This window comes from Variovorax sp. GW458-11-26-14-LB1, assembly GCF_059423965.1.
In genome coordinates, this window is the sequence record NZ_JBWKYW010000001.1 from 1 (window position 1) to 15,481 (window position 15,481).

14 protein-coding genes are annotated in these 15,481 nt (G+C 70.2%); 11 read left to right on the plus strand and 3 right to left on the minus strand.

The window, feature by feature from the left end; translation table 11 throughout:
* The 9 genes from AC07YS_RS00005 to AC07YS_RS00045 all read left to right on the plus strand — a co-directional run.
* A partial coding sequence (locus AC07YS_RS00005; RefSeq protein ID WP_495275698.1) for a hypothetical protein occupies positions 1–197 on the plus strand: 197 nt, incomplete at its 5' end.
* A gap of 21 nt (positions 198–218) precedes the next feature.
* On the plus strand, positions 219–521 hold the full coding sequence (locus AC07YS_RS00010; protein WP_062471343.1) for a Dabb family protein: 303 nt from the start codon (positions 219–221) through the stop codon (positions 519–521).
* Complete coding sequence (locus AC07YS_RS00015) at positions 511–1,908, plus strand: DUF2252 domain-containing protein (protein ID WP_495267109.1); 1,398 nt, start codon at positions 511–513, stop codon at positions 1,906–1,908. Before AC07YS_RS00010 ends, AC07YS_RS00015 begins: the two co-directional genes overlap by 11 nt.
* A 70-nt stretch (positions 1,909–1,978) precedes the next feature.
* The gene (locus AC07YS_RS00020; protein ID WP_095745325.1) at positions 1,979–2,779 is read left to right on the plus strand and encodes an SDR family oxidoreductase; all 801 of its coding nucleotides are present in this window, start codon (positions 1,979–1,981) and stop codon (positions 2,777–2,779) included.
* 1 nt (position 2,780) lies between these two features.
* Positions 2,781–3,251: a PaaI family thioesterase gene (locus tag AC07YS_RS00025; RefSeq protein ID WP_082817985.1), complete on the plus strand. Its 471-nt coding sequence runs from the start codon at positions 2,781–2,783 to the stop codon at positions 3,249–3,251.
* Positions 3,252–3,275: 24 nt separating this feature from the next.
* Positions 3,276–4,292, plus strand: a complete 1,017-nt coding sequence (locus AC07YS_RS00030) for an NADP-dependent oxidoreductase (RefSeq protein WP_495267110.1) — start codon at positions 3,276–3,278, stop codon at positions 4,290–4,292.
* Between the two features lie 31 nt (positions 4,293–4,323).
* On the plus strand, positions 4,324–5,964 hold the full coding sequence (locus AC07YS_RS00035) for an isovaleryl-CoA dehydrogenase (protein WP_495267111.1): 1,641 nt from the start codon (positions 4,324–4,326) through the stop codon (positions 5,962–5,964).
* 32 nt (positions 5,965–5,996) lie between these two features.
* The gene (locus AC07YS_RS00040) at positions 5,997–6,935 is read left to right on the plus strand and encodes a glutathione S-transferase family protein (RefSeq protein WP_070060664.1); all 939 of its coding nucleotides are present in this window, start codon (positions 5,997–5,999) and stop codon (positions 6,933–6,935) included.
* Positions 6,936–7,052: 117 nt separating this feature from the next.
* Positions 7,053–7,958: an SDR family oxidoreductase gene (locus tag AC07YS_RS00045; protein ID WP_062471360.1), complete on the plus strand. Its 906-nt coding sequence runs from the start codon at positions 7,053–7,055 to the stop codon at positions 7,956–7,958.
* A 33-nt stretch (positions 7,959–7,991) separates the two neighbouring features.
* On the opposite strand, the gene AC07YS_RS00050 is transcribed toward AC07YS_RS00045, so the two are convergent.
* Positions 7,992–8,678, minus strand: a complete 687-nt coding sequence (locus AC07YS_RS00050; protein ID WP_307638159.1) for an FMN-dependent NADH-azoreductase — start codon at positions 8,676–8,678, stop codon at positions 7,992–7,994.
* A 134-nt stretch (positions 8,679–8,812) separates the two neighbouring features.
* Between AC07YS_RS00050 and gcvA the strand changes: the two genes are divergently transcribed.
* Entirely contained in the window at positions 8,813–9,724 is a 912-nt protein-coding gene (gene gcvA, locus AC07YS_RS00055) for a transcriptional regulator GcvA (protein ID WP_495267112.1), read from the plus strand.
* Between the two features lie 5 nt (positions 9,725–9,729).
* Here gcvA and AC07YS_RS00060 read toward each other — a convergent pair whose 3' ends face one another.
* Positions 9,730–14,223, minus strand: coding sequence for a Mur ligase family protein (locus AC07YS_RS00060; protein ID WP_495267113.1), 4,494 nt, complete (start codon positions 14,221–14,223; stop codon positions 9,730–9,732).
* An 83-nt stretch (positions 14,224–14,306) separates the two neighbouring features.
* Here AC07YS_RS00060 and AC07YS_RS00065 point away from each other — a divergent pair, with 83 nt between their 5' ends.
* Complete coding sequence (locus tag AC07YS_RS00065; RefSeq protein WP_495267114.1) at positions 14,307–14,948, plus strand: ABC transporter ATP-binding protein; 642 nt, start codon at positions 14,307–14,309, stop codon at positions 14,946–14,948.
* On the opposite strand, the gene AC07YS_RS00070 is transcribed toward AC07YS_RS00065, so the two are convergent.
* Positions 14,949–15,476, minus strand: coding sequence for a GNAT family N-acetyltransferase (locus AC07YS_RS00070; protein ID WP_495267115.1), 528 nt, complete (start codon positions 15,474–15,476; stop codon positions 14,949–14,951).
* Between the last annotated feature and the right edge of the window lie 5 nt (positions 15,477–15,481).

The following is a 15,481-nucleotide window of genomic DNA, read 5'->3' on the forward strand; positions in this document are numbered from 1 at the left end:
CGCCGAAACCACCCAAGCCGCATGCGCGGCTCGAGAAGTGGATCTGGATCCTGATCTACGGCGGCCTGTTCCTCGTGATCCTGGGCATCGCCACGGGCCGCACCGAGCCCGCGCTGGGCTGGTCGATGGCCGTGCCCGGCGCCGTGGTCGCCGCGGTGGGCGTCGTGCTCATCTACGTGCGTTCGCGGCTCAAGTAAGAAACAAGGCAAGGACCGACCATGCTCAAGCACATCGTGATGTGGAAGTTCAAGGAGCACGCCGAGGGCGCCGACAAGGCGACCAACCTGCTCAAGGCCAAGGCGCTGCTCGATGCCTGCGCGACGCTCTCGCCCGGCACGCACCGTTTCGAGGTGGTCATTGCCCAGCCCGGGCTCGAGGCCACCTACGACCTGATCCTCAATTCGGAATTCACCGACGCCGCCGCGCTGGCGGCCTATGCGGACCACCCGCAGCACGTGGCGCTCAAGCCCTTCATCGGCGCCGTGCGCGAAGCCCGCCAGTGCATGGACTATGAGCTCTGAACCCCTCGCGCCCGACGCCACGGCCTCACCGGCCGAGCGGCGGGCGTTCGGCCGTGCGCAGCGCCAGCGCTGTGCGCTCGGCCAGTGGGCGCAGGTGCCCCGGCCCGACGCCACCGACCGCGATCCACTCGGCTGGCTGAAGGCGTCCAACCGCGGCCGCGTGCCCGAGCTGGTGCCGGTGCGTCACGGCCGCATGCTGGCCAGCCCCTTCGCGTTCTACCGCGGCGCCGCCAGCCTGATGGCGAACGACCTCGCCAGGCTGCCGCACAGCGGCATCGCGACGCAGCTGTGCGGCGATGCGCACCTCGCGAATTTCGGCTTCTTTGCCAGCCCCGAGCGCGCGCTGGTTTTCGACATCAACGATTTCGACGAAACCCTGCAGGGCCCCTTCGACTGGGACGTGCGCCGGCTGGCCACCTCGTTCGTGGTGGCCGCGCGCGACCGGGGTTTCAAGCCGCGCATCGGGCGCGAGGCCGTGCAGCAGCTGGCCGAGGCCTACCGCGACCGCATGCGGGCCTTCGCGCGCATGGACACGCTGGAGGCCTGGTACGCGCGGCTCACCTCGCAAACCCTGCTGAAGCTCGGCGCCGAAGACGCGACCGAACTCGCGGTCATCAAGAAGGCGCGCCGCAGCACCTCGCGCGTGTTCGCCGACAGCGCGACCGAGACGGTCGACGGCCGCCTCATGATCCGCGACCAGCCGCCGTTCGTGTACCACGACGCCCGCGCGACGGCGCGTGAAATCAAGCGCTTCCGCGCCGGGCTGCCGGCCTTCCTGGCGCAGTACCGCGCCAGCCTGCCGCCCGAGCGCCAGCGGCTGTTCGACCGCTACGAGCTGCACGACGTCGCGGTGCTCACGCCCGGCGTCGGCTCGGTCGGCCGGCGCTGCTTCCTGCTGCTGCTCGTGGCCGACCGCGCGCACCCGTTGTTCCTGCAGTGCAAGGAGGCCGGCGAGTCGGTGCTCGAAGCCCCGCTGGGCGCGGCACCTGGCACGGCGTCGCCGGGCCAGCGCGTGGTGCAGGGCCAGCGGCTGGCCCAGGCCGCCAGCGACGTCTTCCTGGGCTGGGCCCAGGGACCGGGCGGGCGCGGCTTCTACGTGCGGCAGCTGCGCGACATGAAGGCCTCCTACAAGCTCGAGGACTTCAAGCCGGTCGACCTGCTCGAGTTCGCCGAGGCCTGCGGCTACAGCCTGGCCCGCGCGCATGCCAAGGGCGGCGACGCCTGGGCCATCGACGGCTACCTGGGGCGCGCCAGGAGCTTCAACACGGCGCTCGCCGATTTCGCCGAAGGCTATGCCGACGTGAACCAGGCCGACTGGCGCCGGCTGAAAAAAGCCGTGGCCGCCGGCAAGGCCGCCGCCGTCGAGGCCGACGACACCGCGTCCTGACGGCCCGAAGCCATCGCCTCCAGCGCCAACGCAACCCTCTTCTTTCATCATCCACACCGGAGACACCGACATGACGAAGCCCCGCACCACCCAACAGCTGTTCGACCTCACGGGTCAGACGGCGCTCATCACCGGCGGCTCGCGCGGCCTGGGCCTGCAGATGGCCCATGCGCTGGGCGAAGCCGGCGCGAAGATCATGCTGAGCTCGCGCAAGGCCGACGACCTGGAACAGGCCGCCGCCGAGCTGCAGGCCGCCGGCATCGACGCGCGCTGGATCGCCGCCGACTGCTCGAAAGAAGAAGACACCCGCCGCCTGGCCGACGAGACCCTGCAGCGCATGGGCGGCGTCGACATCCTCATCAACAACGCCGGCGCCAGCTGGGGTTCGCCGGCCGAGAGCCACCCGGTCGAGGCCTGGGACAAGGTGATGAACCTCAACGTGCGCGGCTACTTCATCCTGGCGCAGCAGGTTGCCAACGGCTACATGATCCCGAAGAAGCGCGGGCGCATCATCAACATCGCCTCGATCGCGGGCCTGAACGGCAACCCGCCCGGCATGCAGACGCTGGCCTACAACACCTCGAAGACCGCGGTGATCGGCTTCACGAAGACGCTGGCCGCCGAATGGGGCAAGTACAACATCAACGTGAACGCGATCTGCCCGGGCTTCTTCATGACGAAGATGGCGGCCGGCCTGATCAAGACCCTGGGCGAAGAGCACATGGCCGCCTCGGCACCGCTGGGCCGCCTGGGCGACGACGAAGACCTGAAGGGCCTGACGCTGCTGTATGCGAGCGATGCCGGCAAGCACATCACCGGCCAGTGGGTGGCGGTCGACGGCGGCGTGAGCGTGGTGCTGGGTGCGGCCTGACATGTCCGATTCGCCTGAAAAGTCCAGCGACATCAACATCCGCTCGTACACGAGCCAGATTCCGTTCGCGCGCCACCTCGGCTTCGAGCTCACGAAGTTCGAGGACGGCCAGTCCGAGATCATCTACACCGCCAAGCCCGAGCACCTGAACACCTTCGACGTGACGCACGGCGGCGCCTGCATGACGCTGCTCGACATCGCCATGGCGGCCGCCGCGCGCAGCGTGGCGCCCGAGACCGGCGTGGTCACCATCGAGATGAAGACCAGCTTCATGCAGCCCTCGGTCGGCCCGCTGCACGCGCGCGGCACGCTGCTGCACCGCACCGCGACGCTGGCTTTCACCGAAGCCAAGATCTACGACGAGCAGGAGCGCGTGTGCGCCCATGCCACCGGCACCTTCAAGTACGTGAAGCGCCGGCTGCCGACCGGCCCTGCGAGCGCCAACGCGATGCGCCCGCCATCCACCGACTGACATCCCATTCCCCCGGAGACTTTCATGCCCACCAACAAGCAGATCCACCTCGACAACCGCCCCGAGGGCGAAGCCACGGCCAGCAACTTCAAGCTGGTGACTGTCGAGACGCCCGCGCTCGCCGACAACCAGGTGCTGGTGCGCCACCACTACATGAGCCTCGATCCGTACATGCGTGGGCGCATGAACGACGCGAAGAGCTACGCGCAACCCCAGCCGCTGGGCCAGGTGATGCAGGGTGGCACGGTGGGCGAAGTGGTCGAGAGCAAGCACCCCAAGTACGCCGTGGGCGACAAGGTCGTCGGCTTCGGCGGCTGGCAGGAATACAGCGTGGTCGATGGCTCGCAGCCCGGCGCGCTGAAGAAGGTCGACACCACGCACGTGCCGCTGTCGCACTACCTCGGCGCCGTGGGCATGCCTGGCGTGACGGCCTGGTATGGCCTCGTGAAGATCATCGCGCCCAAGGCCGGTGAAACCGTGGTCATCACCGCCGCCAGCGGCGCCGTGGGCAGTGCCTTCGGTGCGCTGGCCAAGGCGCGCGGCTGCCGCGTGGTCGGCATCGCGGGCGGCCCCGACAAGTGCAAGTACGTGACCGACGAGCTCGGCTTCGACGCCTGCATCGACTACCGTCAGCACCCCGACGTGAAGACCATGAGCGCCGCGCTCAAGGAAGCCTGCCCGAACGGCATCGACGGCTACTTCGAGAACGTCGGCGGCTACATCTTCGACGCCGTGCTGCTGCGCACCAACGCCTTCGCGCGCGTGGCGCTGTGCGGAATGATCGCGGGCTACGACGGCCAGCCGCTGCCGCTGGCGAACCCGGCGCTGATCCTCATCAACCGCCTGAAGATCGAGGGCTTCATCGTCAGCGAGCACATGGAAGTGTGGCCCGAGGCGCTGACCGAACTCGGCACGCTGGTGGGCACGGGCAAGCTCAAGCCGCGCGAATCGGTGGCGCAGGGCATCGAATCCGCCCCTGAAGCCTTCCTGGGTTTGCTCAAGGGCAAGAATTTCGGCAAGCAACTGGTCAAGCTCATCTGATGGCTTGAAACGCACGGCAAGGAGGCCGGACATGGACATGACGCACGAGGTCTTCAACCAGCCCACGCCGCTGGTCGACTACAACCTCTTCGACACCCACCGCCCCCTGCGCGATGCGCTGAAGTTCAACGCGCCCGCGCTGCAGACCACGCAGCTGCACGAACTGGGCGCCACCCTCGGCTCGGCCGCCATGCAGGCGCATGCGCGGCTGGCCAACATCCACGCACCGCAGCTGCACACGCACGACCGCTTCGGCCGTCGCATCGACGAGGTGGAGTTCCATCCGAGCTACCACGCGCTGATGACTGCCGCGGTGGGCGCGGGCCTGCACGGCACGCCGTGGACCGGCACGTCCGCCTCGCCGCACGTGCTGCGCGCGGCGGGCTTCATGCTCTTCACCGAGCTGGAGCCGTCCATCCTGTGCCCGATCTCGATGACCTACGCGGTCACGCCCGCCTTGCGCGGCAACGCGGGCGTGCATGCCGAGTGGGGCCCGAAGCTCGCCAGCCTCTGGTACGACCCCGCGCTCAAGCCGCTGCACGACAAGCCCGGCGTGACCATGGGCATGGGCATGACCGAGAAGCAGGGCGGCTCCGACGTGCGGGCCAACACCACGCAGGCCGTGCGCGACGGCAGCGACGCCTGGGGCGAGCGCTACGCGATCACCGGCCACAAGTGGTTCTTCTCGGCGCCGATGTGCGACGCCTTCCTCATCCTCGCGCAGGCGCCGGCCGGGCTGTCGTGCTTCTTCCTGCCGCGCGTGTTGCCCGATGGCACGCGCAACGCCATCCACATCCAGCGGCTGAAGGACAAGCTCGGCAACAAGGCCAATGCCAGCTCCGAGGTCGAGTTCCATGGCGCCAGCGCCTGGCTGGTGGGCGAGGAGGGCCGCGGCATTCCGCAGATCCTCGAGATGGGCACGATGACGCGGCTCGACTGCTCGCTCGGCACCAGCGGCCTCATGCGCCAGGCGCTGGGCATCGCGCTGAACCACACGGCGCAGCGCCAGGCCTTCGGCAAACCACTGGTCGAACAGCCGCTCATGAAGAACGTGCTGGCCGACCTCGCGCTCGAAAGCGAGGCCGCCACCGCCCTGGCCATCCGCCTCGCGCGGGCCTTCGACCGCCAAGCCGACGCGCACGAGAACCTGATGGCGCGCCTGCTCACGCCGGTCGCCAAGTTCTGGATCTGCAAGCGCGGCAGCCACTTCGCGCAGGAGGCCATGGAGTGCCTGGGCGGCAATGGCTACGTGGAAGAGGGCGGCGAGGGCATCCTCGCGCGGATCTACCGCGAGATGCCGCTCAACTCCATCTGGGAGGGCGCCGGCAACATCATGGCGCTCGACCTGCTGCGCGGCCTGCGCAAGGGCGACGCCGTGGCCGCGCTGGCGCACGAGCTGGCCCCCGCGCGCGGCCAGCAGGCCGCCCTCGACCGCCTGGCCGACGCCTTGCCCGCACGCATCGAGGCCATGGCCTCCGAGACCGAGGCGCGCCGCCTCGCGCAGGACGTGGCGCTGGCCGTGCAGGCCGCCTTGCTGGTACAGACCGCGCCCGCCGCCGTGGCCGATGCCTTCTGCGCCTCGCGCCTGGGCGGCGACTGGGGCCAGGCCTTCGGCACGCTGGGCGCGGGCACCGATTTCGATTCGATCATCCAGCGGGCGCAGCCGCGCTGAGCCCCGACAAGAACACCTCCACGAAAGACACCATGGCCGACCTCATCCTTCACCACTACACCACCTCGCCGTTCTCGGAAAAGGTGCGCACGATCCTCGGCGCGAAGAAGCTGCCGTGGAAGTCGGTCTTCATTCCGCCGATCATGCCCAAGCCCGACGTGGAGGTGCTCACGGGCGGCTACCGCAAGACGCCGTTCCTGCAGATCGGCGCCGACATGTACTGCGACAGCGCGCTCATCGCCGACGTGCTGGAGCACCTGCAGCCCGAGCCCACGCTCTACCCGCAGCCCGAGAAGGGCATGTCGCGCATCCTCGCGCAATGGGCCGACACCTCGCTGTTCTGGGCCGCGATGGCCTGGAGCCTGCAGCCCAAAGGCGCCGCCGAGGTGTTCGCCAAGGCGCCGCCCGAAGCCATCAAGGCCTTCGGCGAAGACCGCGGCAAGATGAGCGCCGGCAACATGACGCGCCTGCGCCCGGCCGACGCCACCGGCGCCTACAAGTCGTACCTGCGCCGCCTGTCGGACATGCTCGACGACAAGCCTTTCCTGCTGGGTGAAGTGCCGTGCATCGCCGACTTCTCGGCTTACCACCCGCTCTGGTACACGCGCCGCATCGAGGCGGTGAAGGGCATCCTCGACCTGACGCCCGCGGTGCTCGACTGGATGGACCGCATGGCGGCCATCGGCCACGGCACCTCGTCGAAGTTCTCCAGCGACGAGGCCATCGCTGTCGCCAAGGCCGCCACGCCGCACACGCTGCTGACCGACAGCACCTTCCAGGACGACCACGGCATTGCGCTGGGCAGCGCCGTCACCATCCGCGCCGAGAGCTTCGGCCTCGAGGAGACGGCGGGCACGCTGGTGGCCGCCACGCGCACCCACTACACGCTGGAGCGCAGCAGCGAGCGCACGGGCACGGTGCATGTGCACTTTCCGCGCATCGGGTATGTGTTGAAGAAAGCAGAGGCCTGATGAGCGAAAGATCGGCGTGCGACGGGCACCTTCGTGACTGCGCCGGCGCGCGTTCCGTATTTCAATAGGGGCTTCCGCTTCAACGTCAGACACATTCAGCAAGAAGGACACCGGCAAATGATCCAGGACTTCAAGGGCAAGACCGCCGTACTCACCGGCGCAGGCTCGGGCTTCGGCCTCGAATGCGCGCGCATCGGCGCCGCCCGCGGCATGAACCTCGTGCTGGTCGACGTGCAGCAGGACGCACTCGACAAGGCCAAGGCAGAAATGGAAGCCCTGGGTGTCCAGGTGCTGGCGCGCAAGGTCGACGTGTCCGACGCGGCCCAGATGGAAGCGCTGGCCGCTGCCGTCAAGGAGCGCTTCGGTGCACCGCACTTCGTGTTCAACAACGCCGGAGTCGGCGCCGGTGGCCTGGTGTGGGAAAACACCGTGGCCGACTGGGAATGGGTGCTGGGCGTCGACCTGTGGGGCGTGATCCACGGCGTGCGCCTGTTCACGCCGATGATGCTCGAGGCCGCCGCCAAGGACCCGAGCTACCGCGGCCACATCACCAACACCGCCAGCATGGCCGGCCTGCTCACGCCGCCCAACATGGGCATCTACAACGCGGCCAAGGCCGCCGTCGTGAGCCTGACCGAAACCATGTACCAGGACCTGAACCTGGTCACCGACCAGATCGGCGCCAGCCTGCTGTGCCCGTACTTCGTGCCCACCGGCATCACGAGCAGCGAGCGCAACCGCCCGAACGCACCGAAGGACACCGAGCTCACCAAGAGCCAGCTCATCGGCCAGGCCATGAGCAACAAGGCGGTGAGCAGCGGCAAGATCACCGCTGCCGAGGTCGCGCACAAGGTGTTCGAGGCCATCAGCGACAACCAGTTCTACGTGTTCAGCCACCCCAAGGCGCTGGGCAACGTGAAGAGCCGCATGGAGAACATCGTGTCGATCACCAACCCGGCCGACCCGTTCCTGGAGCGCCCCGAGATCGGGCAAAAGCTGCGCGAGCAGCTGCGTTCCGCCTGATCCCTTCCTGAGGCGGCCCCTCGCGGGTCGCCTTCAGCCGGCCTGCACCTTCGCCTGCAGGTCGCGCACCAATTGCTCGATGCCCGACAGCGCCTCGGCCATCGAACGTTCCAGCAGGTCGCCGCGGTCTTCCGCATGCTCGACCGCGATGTCGTGCACCTCGCGCAGCCCGACCAGGCCCAGCGCGGCCTTCACGCCCGGCACCAGGAAATTCAGATGCGCCTGCATGCCGCCGGGCCCGAAGCCGCTGCTGCCGTGCGCGGTGAGCAGCACCGTGCGGCGCGGGCGCTCGGCCAGCAGCGGCACATAGGGGTCGTCCAGGCTCGGGTCCATGTCGAAGGTCTCGCCGACGCGCACGATGTTGTCGATCCACGCCTTCACGGTGGCCGGGGCGCTGTAGTTGTACATGGGCGTGCCCATCACGATCACGTCGGCGCGGCGCAGTTCGGCAATGAAGGTGTCGCTCTCGGCCAGCACCTCGTGCATCCAGGGCTCGCGCGCTTCGGCGGGCGTGTAGGCGCTGTGGATCCAGTCGCCGGTGACCGCCTGCGGCGGCGCGATGCCGAAGTCGCGGTAGATCACCTCGTCCTGCGGGCGGGCCGCCTGCCAGGTGCTGACGAAGTGGTGGCTCAGGCGACGCGAATGCGAGCCGTGGACGACGGCGCCCGAACGGCCGGAACGGGGGCTGGCATCGATGTGGAGCAGGGTGGTTGTGGTCATGGCGTGGTCCTCGGTTGGATGAAGGGAATTCAGCTGTCTGCTTGACACGGTTCCCAATCTATCGAAGCATCCGTGGCCGGACAAACGACGAATTTTTCTCGCTGCAGAAAATTAAATTCATCTATCAGCACGCCATGGCCCTTCTGCATTCCCTGCCTCCGCTGGCCTCGCTGCGCGCCTTCGAGGCCGCCGCGCGCCATTGCAGCGCCAAGCTCGCGGCGAACGAGCTGTCGGTCACGCCCACCGCCATCAGCCACCAGGTGCGCCAGCTCGAAGAGTCGCTGGGCGTGGCGCTGTTCGTGCGCCAGCCGCGCCAGCTCGTGCTGACGCCGCAGGGCCGCGAGCTGCAGGCGGTGCTGAGCGATTCGTTCGCTGCCATGGCGCAGGCCGTGGCGCGCCTGCGGGCGCCGCCGGAGCGCAGTGCCATCACGCTGTCGACCACGCCCGCCGTGGCCGCGCGCTGGCTGTTGCCGCGCGTGGGAGCGCTGCGCGCGGCGCACCCCCGGCTCGACCTGCGCATCCACGCCTCGCACGACGCGGTGCCGCTGGACGGCCTCACGGCCGACGTCGCCATCCGCTACGGCAAGGGCCAGTGGCCGGGCCTGGTGGCCGAGAAGCTGTTCGACACCGTCTTCGCGCCGGCCTGCAGCCCAGCGCTCAAGCTGCGCCGCCCGGCTGACCTCGTGAAGCACACGCTGCTGCATTTCGCCGTGCCGAACAGCAAGACCCAGCCCGGCACCTGGGCCGCATGGCAGCACGTGGCGCAGGTGCCCGGCCTGGACGTGACGGCCGGCCCCGTGTTCTCCGACGAGACCCACACCGTCTCGGCCGCGCTGCAGGGGCAGGGCGTGGCGCTGATGGGCCTGGCGCTCATCGCCGACGAGCTGCGCGCGGGCAACCTCGTGCAGCCCTTCGGGCCGGTGCTGCAGGGCTCGCCGTTCTACCTGGTGTGCCCGCAGGCGCGGCGCGACGATCCGAACGTGGCGGCGGTGTTCGAGTGGGTGAAGGGGCTGTCGCCGTTGGACGCAGCCGCCGCCGGGCGCTGACCCCGCTATTGCAGCCCCGGCGCCGCCGGCGTCTCGAACCCCCGCTGCAACAGCAACGCCGACAACCGCGCACAGGTCTGGCGATCCGGCGCACCGAGCACGACCGACACCAGCCGGCGCTGGTCGCGCTGCGCGGTGGCGATCAGGTGCGCGCCCAGGCCCGGCAGCGAGCCGGTCTTCAGGCCGTCCACGCCGGGCACGCAGCCCAGCAGCAGGTTGGTGCTCGGGGCTTCGGCGGACACGCCGTCGAGCCGGTCCTTGCCGGCCATCTCGAGCACCGACGGAAAGTCGCGCAGCACGTGGCGCGCCATCGTGAGCATGTCGACCGCGGTGGTGCACGCCGTGCGCACCAGGCCGGCGGGGCAGGCGAAGTGCGTGTCGTGCATGCCCCAGGCCTGTGCCTGGCGGTTCATCGCCGCGACGAAGCTGTCGAAGTCGCCGCTGTGCCACGACGCCAGCGTGAGCGCCGCCTTGTTGGACGACACGACCAGCGCCGCTTCGAGCAGGCGATGCACGGGCAGCCGCGGCGCACCGGCCGCATACAGCGCGGCCGACGGATCGTCGCGCGCGGGCACGGGGTCGACGGGCACCTGCACGGCTTCGGCATGGCGGTCGAGCCGGTCGTCGCGCAGCTTCTGCTCGACCAGCGCGGCGGTGACCAGCTTCGACAGCGAGGCGGGCACAAAGCTGTGTTCTGAAGGCTGATGCGTCAGCAGCCGGTCGTGCGTGAGGTCGTACAGCACCCAGCTCGGCGTGGGCTGCGCGCTCTCCGCCGGCGAACCGGTGCGCCGGATCACGACGGCGGGCGGCTGGGGCATGGGGGGAAGCACGGGCGGTTTCGGCATTGCAGCAGCAGCCGCCGCGGCCGCGCGTTCGCGCGCGAGGCGTGCCTGTCGTTGCTGCTCCTTTTCCCTTTCTTCTTCCTGCAGTTCGGTCATGGTGCGCACGATCTGCCACAGCCCCGTGCCGTTGGAGCTCTTGAAGAGCACGGTGTCGTCGGTGGCGACCTGTTCGAGCAGTGCGCGCTCCAGCGCCTCCAGCGTGCCGAAGGCCTGCACGGTGGCGCCCTGCGGCAGGGCGGCGGCGAGGCGCTCGTGCAGCCGCGTCATGCACTCACCCAGCAGGAACACGCGCGCCGGATGGCACTGGACGATGGGCTCGACGAGCGCATCGTGGTGGCGCTGCGTGTCGTCGCCCAGCTCCTTCATGTCGCCGAGCACGAGCAGCTTGCGGCCTTGTTCGTCGGGCTGCTCGGCCAGCGACGCCAGCGCCGCCGTCATCGACAGCGGGTTCGCGTTGTACGACTCGTCGATGACGCGAAAGCGCCGGTGGTCGAGCGTGAACGACAGCTCCTGGCCGCGCCCCTTCACGGCGGCGAACGAGGCCAGCTGCTCGGGCACGCGCCCGCTGTCGAGCGACAGCGCATGCGCCACGGCGAAGCACACGAGGCTGTTGACAGCCATGTGGCGGCCCTTGGCGCCGAGCGTGTATTCGAAGCGCTGGCCGTCGCTGTGGGGGCGGCTGGCGCGGACGTGGCCGGTGGCCGGGTCGTGCGCGTCGAGCCGGAAGTCGGCCGATGCGGCGCTGCCGTAGGTCAGCACGCGCAGCTCGCGCGCCCGCGCACGCTCCACGAGGTAGTCGAAGTGGTCGGTGTCGGTGCAGATCACGGCCCAGGCGCCGGGCTGCATGCCTTCGAAGATGTTGGCCTTGCGGCGCGCGACGTCCATCACGGTCTCGCCTTCGCCCAGGTGCGAGGCCGTGATGTTCGTGAGCACGGCCAGGTCGGGCCGCACGCGCTTGATGTTCTGGTAGTCGACCGCGTTGATCGCGCTGACGGCCACCTCCAGGATCACCAGGTCGGTCTGCGCGGGCGCATTGGCCAGCATCGACAGCATGCCCACGCGCGAGTTGTAGTTGTCGATGGTCGCGAAGCGGGTGTGCGTGGGCGCGAAGGCGTGGTCGAGCATGTGGCACACCGAGGTCTTGCCCGCGCTGCCCGTGATGCCGATGACCTTGCCCTGCAGCCGCTCGCGCGCGGCAATGCCCAGCTCGACCAGCGCCTGGATCGGGTCGTCGACCAGCAGCACCGGGAAGTCGGGCGCCAGGCCCGGCACGGGCTTGCGCAGCACCGCGCCGGCCAGTGTGGGCTGCATGCGCGCGACCGACTCCGACCAGTCCCAGTTGCGCTCGCCCTCGTTGTCGCCGAAGCGCTCGTGGGTCGCGAGGGTCCAGTAGTCGGAGGCGACGAACATCGTGGGCGGCGGCACCAGCGGCGTGTGGCCTTCGCCGCGCGTGAGCGAGCGAATGAACCAGCCCGGCGGCGGGGGCACGTGCCATGTGCCGCCCGTCACGGCTTCGATCTGCGCGGCGTTCCAGGTCTGGCGCGGCTCGCCCGGCGGGTCGGGCGGCAGCGACGCGGGCGCGACGACGCGGTAGCGCGGCACCGCCGGGTAGCGCCACATCGGCGCGGGCGATGCCTTGCCTTCCTGCACGACGAAGTCGAAGAAGCGCGGCATGCGCAGGCGCTCCACACGACGACCGTCAGGACCGATCAGCCCGGCTTCCATCTGCATGTCGACGTCGTACAGCCGCGTGGCCAGCGGCGGGCGCAGCACGTGGACGTCGCGGTAGACCTTGCCCGGCGTCCACCGGCTGACGGGGTGACGGCCTTGGCAGGGCGCGTGGCCGCTCGACAGGCCCCAGGCCGGCGCGGTGACGCAGGTGGCGGGGCGCGTGCCGATGTCCAGGCGCCAGTCGGTGTCGACGGGCGCGTCGGCCTGCCACCAGGTCTCGACGGTGAGCGGGCCCGGGCCGGTCATCTCGCGCGGGCGCACGCGCGCACCGAGCAGGCGCAGCGGGCCGAGCGTGAGCGGGTGGGTGAAGCGGACGTCGCGCGGCACGGCATCGAGCACCGCGTCGACCAGCGGCTGCCGCGCGGCGGTGCGCACGGCCTCGGCCAGGGCCTCGTCGCGCAACGGCGCGCCGGCCGGCGACTGCAGCAGCTTCAGGCAGGCCATGGCGTCGGCAAGCGCCTGCGCCGTGTCGCCGAAGAAGCTGCCTTCGACGGCCGCCGGCTGCGCGAGGAACATCGCGCGCTCGGGCCCCGTGTGGCTGTCGGCGAGGCGCTGCATGCTGTGCAGCAGCGCGCGGTGCAGCGCGGCGCGATCGAGCCCGTCGAGCAGCGGCTGCTGGGCGGGGTTGGCGTCGAGCCGCGCGACCAGTTCGGCACCGGCCGCCAGCTGGGCTGGCAGGGCCGCCACGGCGGTGGTCTGTGCGAGCGCGAAGTCGAGCGACGCGTGGAGGTTCTGCAGGCCGAACTGGAAGTGGCGCGGCTCGGGCCGGTAGCGCGCGAACGCGCTGGTGGCGCGGCACAGCGCGTGGTCTTGCGCGTTGGCGTAGCCGACGGCGACGAAGTGCTCGAAGGCTTTTTCGACGGCGCCGAACCAGCGTCGGTTGCCGGTCAGCGCGTACAGACGCAGCAACGCGACGATGGCCTGATCGTCCTCGCGTGCGTCGCCCGGCGCTTCGGCCTTCTCGGCCATCGACGGGTGGTGCAGCGTGTGGGCGAAGCGCCCGGAGATCGGGTCCTGCATGTGCAGCACGGTGCGCGCGAGCTGGTCGAGCAGGGGCAGGTAGCGCCGGTCGCGGCTGAGCTCGGTGTAGCGCACCAGCGCGCCGATGCAGGCGGCATTGGCGCCCAGCGAGGTGTCGCTGCTGCCGGGCTCCACGAGGCAGGCGACGTGCGTGCCGTTGGGCAGCGCGGCCGGCCGGATCAGTGTGCGCGTCAGCCGCGCGAGCGCGCGGTGGATCGCGGCCTGCCGGGTTTCGGCCTGCGCCGGGTCCCAGGCCTCCAGCAGCGCGCGCACGGCGTGCGCGTGGTCGGCGGCGCGGGGGGCGTCGGCATCGGGCGTGCTCGGTGCGAGCGTGCCGTCCGCTTGCACGCGGGCGGCGAGATGGTCGGCGCCGGCCGCGACGAGGCGGCGCAGCAAGGGCGCGTCGATGGGCTGCAGTTCGCGATGGCCATCGGCGGCGAGGACGTGCACGCCGCTGGCGTCCACATGCACCGCGCGGGTCTGGAAGGCCCACACGGTGGTGTCGTCGTCGGTGGGGGCGTTGAGGAGGCGGTGGCGCTGGCTGTCGACCTGCGGGGCGAGCAGGGCGGATTCGCATCGCGCGTCGAAGGCCAGGCCTTCGGCGGCGGGGACGCCCAGGCCGTCCTTGAACGCGGCCCAGCGCAGCGGACGCAGGCGGCGAACCCAGTCGACGCGCAGGTCGCGCGGCACGCCCGTGGCCTGCGCTTCGAGCGCACGCGTGCCTTGTGCCCAGGCGGTCTCGAGGTCCTTGCCGCGTCCGGACAGCACCCGCGCCTGCGTCGTGCCGTCGCTCCAGGCGAAGAAGACAAGGCAGTCCTCGAGGCCTTCGGCGGCGGCCGTTTCGTCGGGGTTCGATGCGGCGTGCAGGCCCTGCCAGGCGCTGCCCAGAAGATCGGAGAGACTCACGGCGTTGTGTCCTGTCCTGCCCGACTCGCGGCGGGCGCGGTTACAAATGGCGTTCAGTCTAGCGTTACAGATACATATTCCGCATGAGGCTTTCCATAGCTCCCTCTCTCCTCGAGATCCAGAACCTGCGCTTCGCGTACCCCGACCAGCCCGCGCTGGCCGATGGCTGGTCCGCCGCCATCGGCGAGGGCGTCACGCTGCTGTACGGCGACACCGGCAGTGGCAAGTCGACCTTGCTGCGCGTGCTGGCGGGGCAGCAGCCTGCTTCGGCCGGGCAACTGCGCGCGGCCGGCGTGGCGCTCGACGCCGAACCCGCGGCCTACCGGCGCCAGGTCTTCTTCTGCGAACCGGCGTCGGAAGCCTTCGACGCGCTCAGCGTGCAGGCCTGCACGGCCTTGCTGGGCGAGGGCGATGCGGGGTTCGATGCGGCCGAATGGCAGCGTCTCGTCGAGGCCTTCTCGCTCGTGCCGCATCTGGAAAAGCAGATGTTCATGCTGTCGACCGGTTCGCGCCGCAAGGTCGGGCTGGCCGCCGCGCTCGCGTCGGGGCGGCCCGTGGTGCTGCTGGACGACCCGGTGGGTGCGCTCGACGCGCGTTCGATCCACGGCCTGTGGCAGGCGATCGAACGGCGCGTTGCGCAGCCGGGGCGGGCGGTGGTCGTGGCGAGCAGCGAGCGCGTCACGGAGGTGCCGCTGGCCGCGTGTATCGAGCTGCCGCTGGGTTGATCAGCGGCGCGGTGTCGCCATCACGTGGTTGTCGTGCGGCTTCCCGCCGAGCATGAACTGCGTGAGCCCCATCGCGACCAAGCCTTGCTTTTCGTAGAACGCGACGGCGCGCGGGTTCTTCGCGTACACCGCGAGCCACAGGCCGTCGCTGCCCGTGCGTGCGTGGGCGGCGTCGCGGGCTTCGCGCAGCAGCATCGACCCGACACCGCTGCGCTGGAACGGTGACTGCACGTAGAGCGTGCGCAGCTCGGTGTCGCAGCCCGGCACCAGCGGCTGCGCGGCACCGAACTGCAGCAGCGCATAGCCCACGAGCTGGTCGCCGACCTGCGCCACGCGCAACGCGACCTGGGGCGATTCCGACCACGCGGCGAACGCGGCCGGCGTGAAGGTCGAGAGCACGTAGCGCCCGAGCACGTCGTTCACGCCGTCGGTGGCGTAGGTGTCGAGCCAGACCTGGATCGCGAGCGCGGCAAGCGTGTGCGCGTCGGCTGCGGTGGCGGGGCGAAGGGTGACAGGCGGACGGTTCATGGTGC

Bases quoted from the DNA above. Each gene is read 5' to 3' on its own strand.
- AC07YS_RS00020 (WP_095745325.1), top strand. From the start codon at position 1,979: ATGACGAAGCCCCGCACCACCCAACAGCTGTTCGACCTCACGGGTCAG.
- AC07YS_RS00065 (WP_495267114.1), top strand. From the start codon at position 14,307: ATGAGGCTTTCCATAGCTCCCTCTCTCCTCGAGATCCAGAACCTGCGC.
- AC07YS_RS00010 (WP_062471343.1), top strand. From the start codon at position 219: ATGCTCAAGCACATCGTGATGTGGAAGTTCAAGGAGCACGCCGAGGGC.
- AC07YS_RS00070 (WP_495267115.1), bottom strand. From the start codon at position 15,476: ATGAACCGTCCGCCTGTCACCCTTCGCCCCGCCACCGCAGCCGACGCG.
- AC07YS_RS00015 (WP_495267109.1), top strand. From the start codon at position 511: ATGAGCTCTGAACCCCTCGCGCCCGACGCCACGGCCTCACCGGCCGAG.
- AC07YS_RS00040 (WP_070060664.1), top strand. From the start codon at position 5,997: ATGGCCGACCTCATCCTTCACCACTACACCACCTCGCCGTTCTCGGAA.
- AC07YS_RS00050 (WP_307638159.1), bottom strand. From the start codon at position 8,678: ATGACCACAACCACCCTGCTCCACATCGATGCCAGCCCCCGTTCCGGC.
- AC07YS_RS00025 (WP_082817985.1), top strand. From the start codon at position 2,781: ATGTCCGATTCGCCTGAAAAGTCCAGCGACATCAACATCCGCTCGTAC.
- AC07YS_RS00045 (WP_062471360.1), top strand. From the start codon at position 7,053: ATGATCCAGGACTTCAAGGGCAAGACCGCCGTACTCACCGGCGCAGGC.
- gcvA (WP_495267112.1), top strand. From the start codon at position 8,813: ATGGCCCTTCTGCATTCCCTGCCTCCGCTGGCCTCGCTGCGCGCCTTC.
- AC07YS_RS00030 (WP_495267110.1), top strand. From the start codon at position 3,276: ATGCCCACCAACAAGCAGATCCACCTCGACAACCGCCCCGAGGGCGAA.
- AC07YS_RS00035 (WP_495267111.1), top strand. From the start codon at position 4,324: ATGGACATGACGCACGAGGTCTTCAACCAGCCCACGCCGCTGGTCGAC.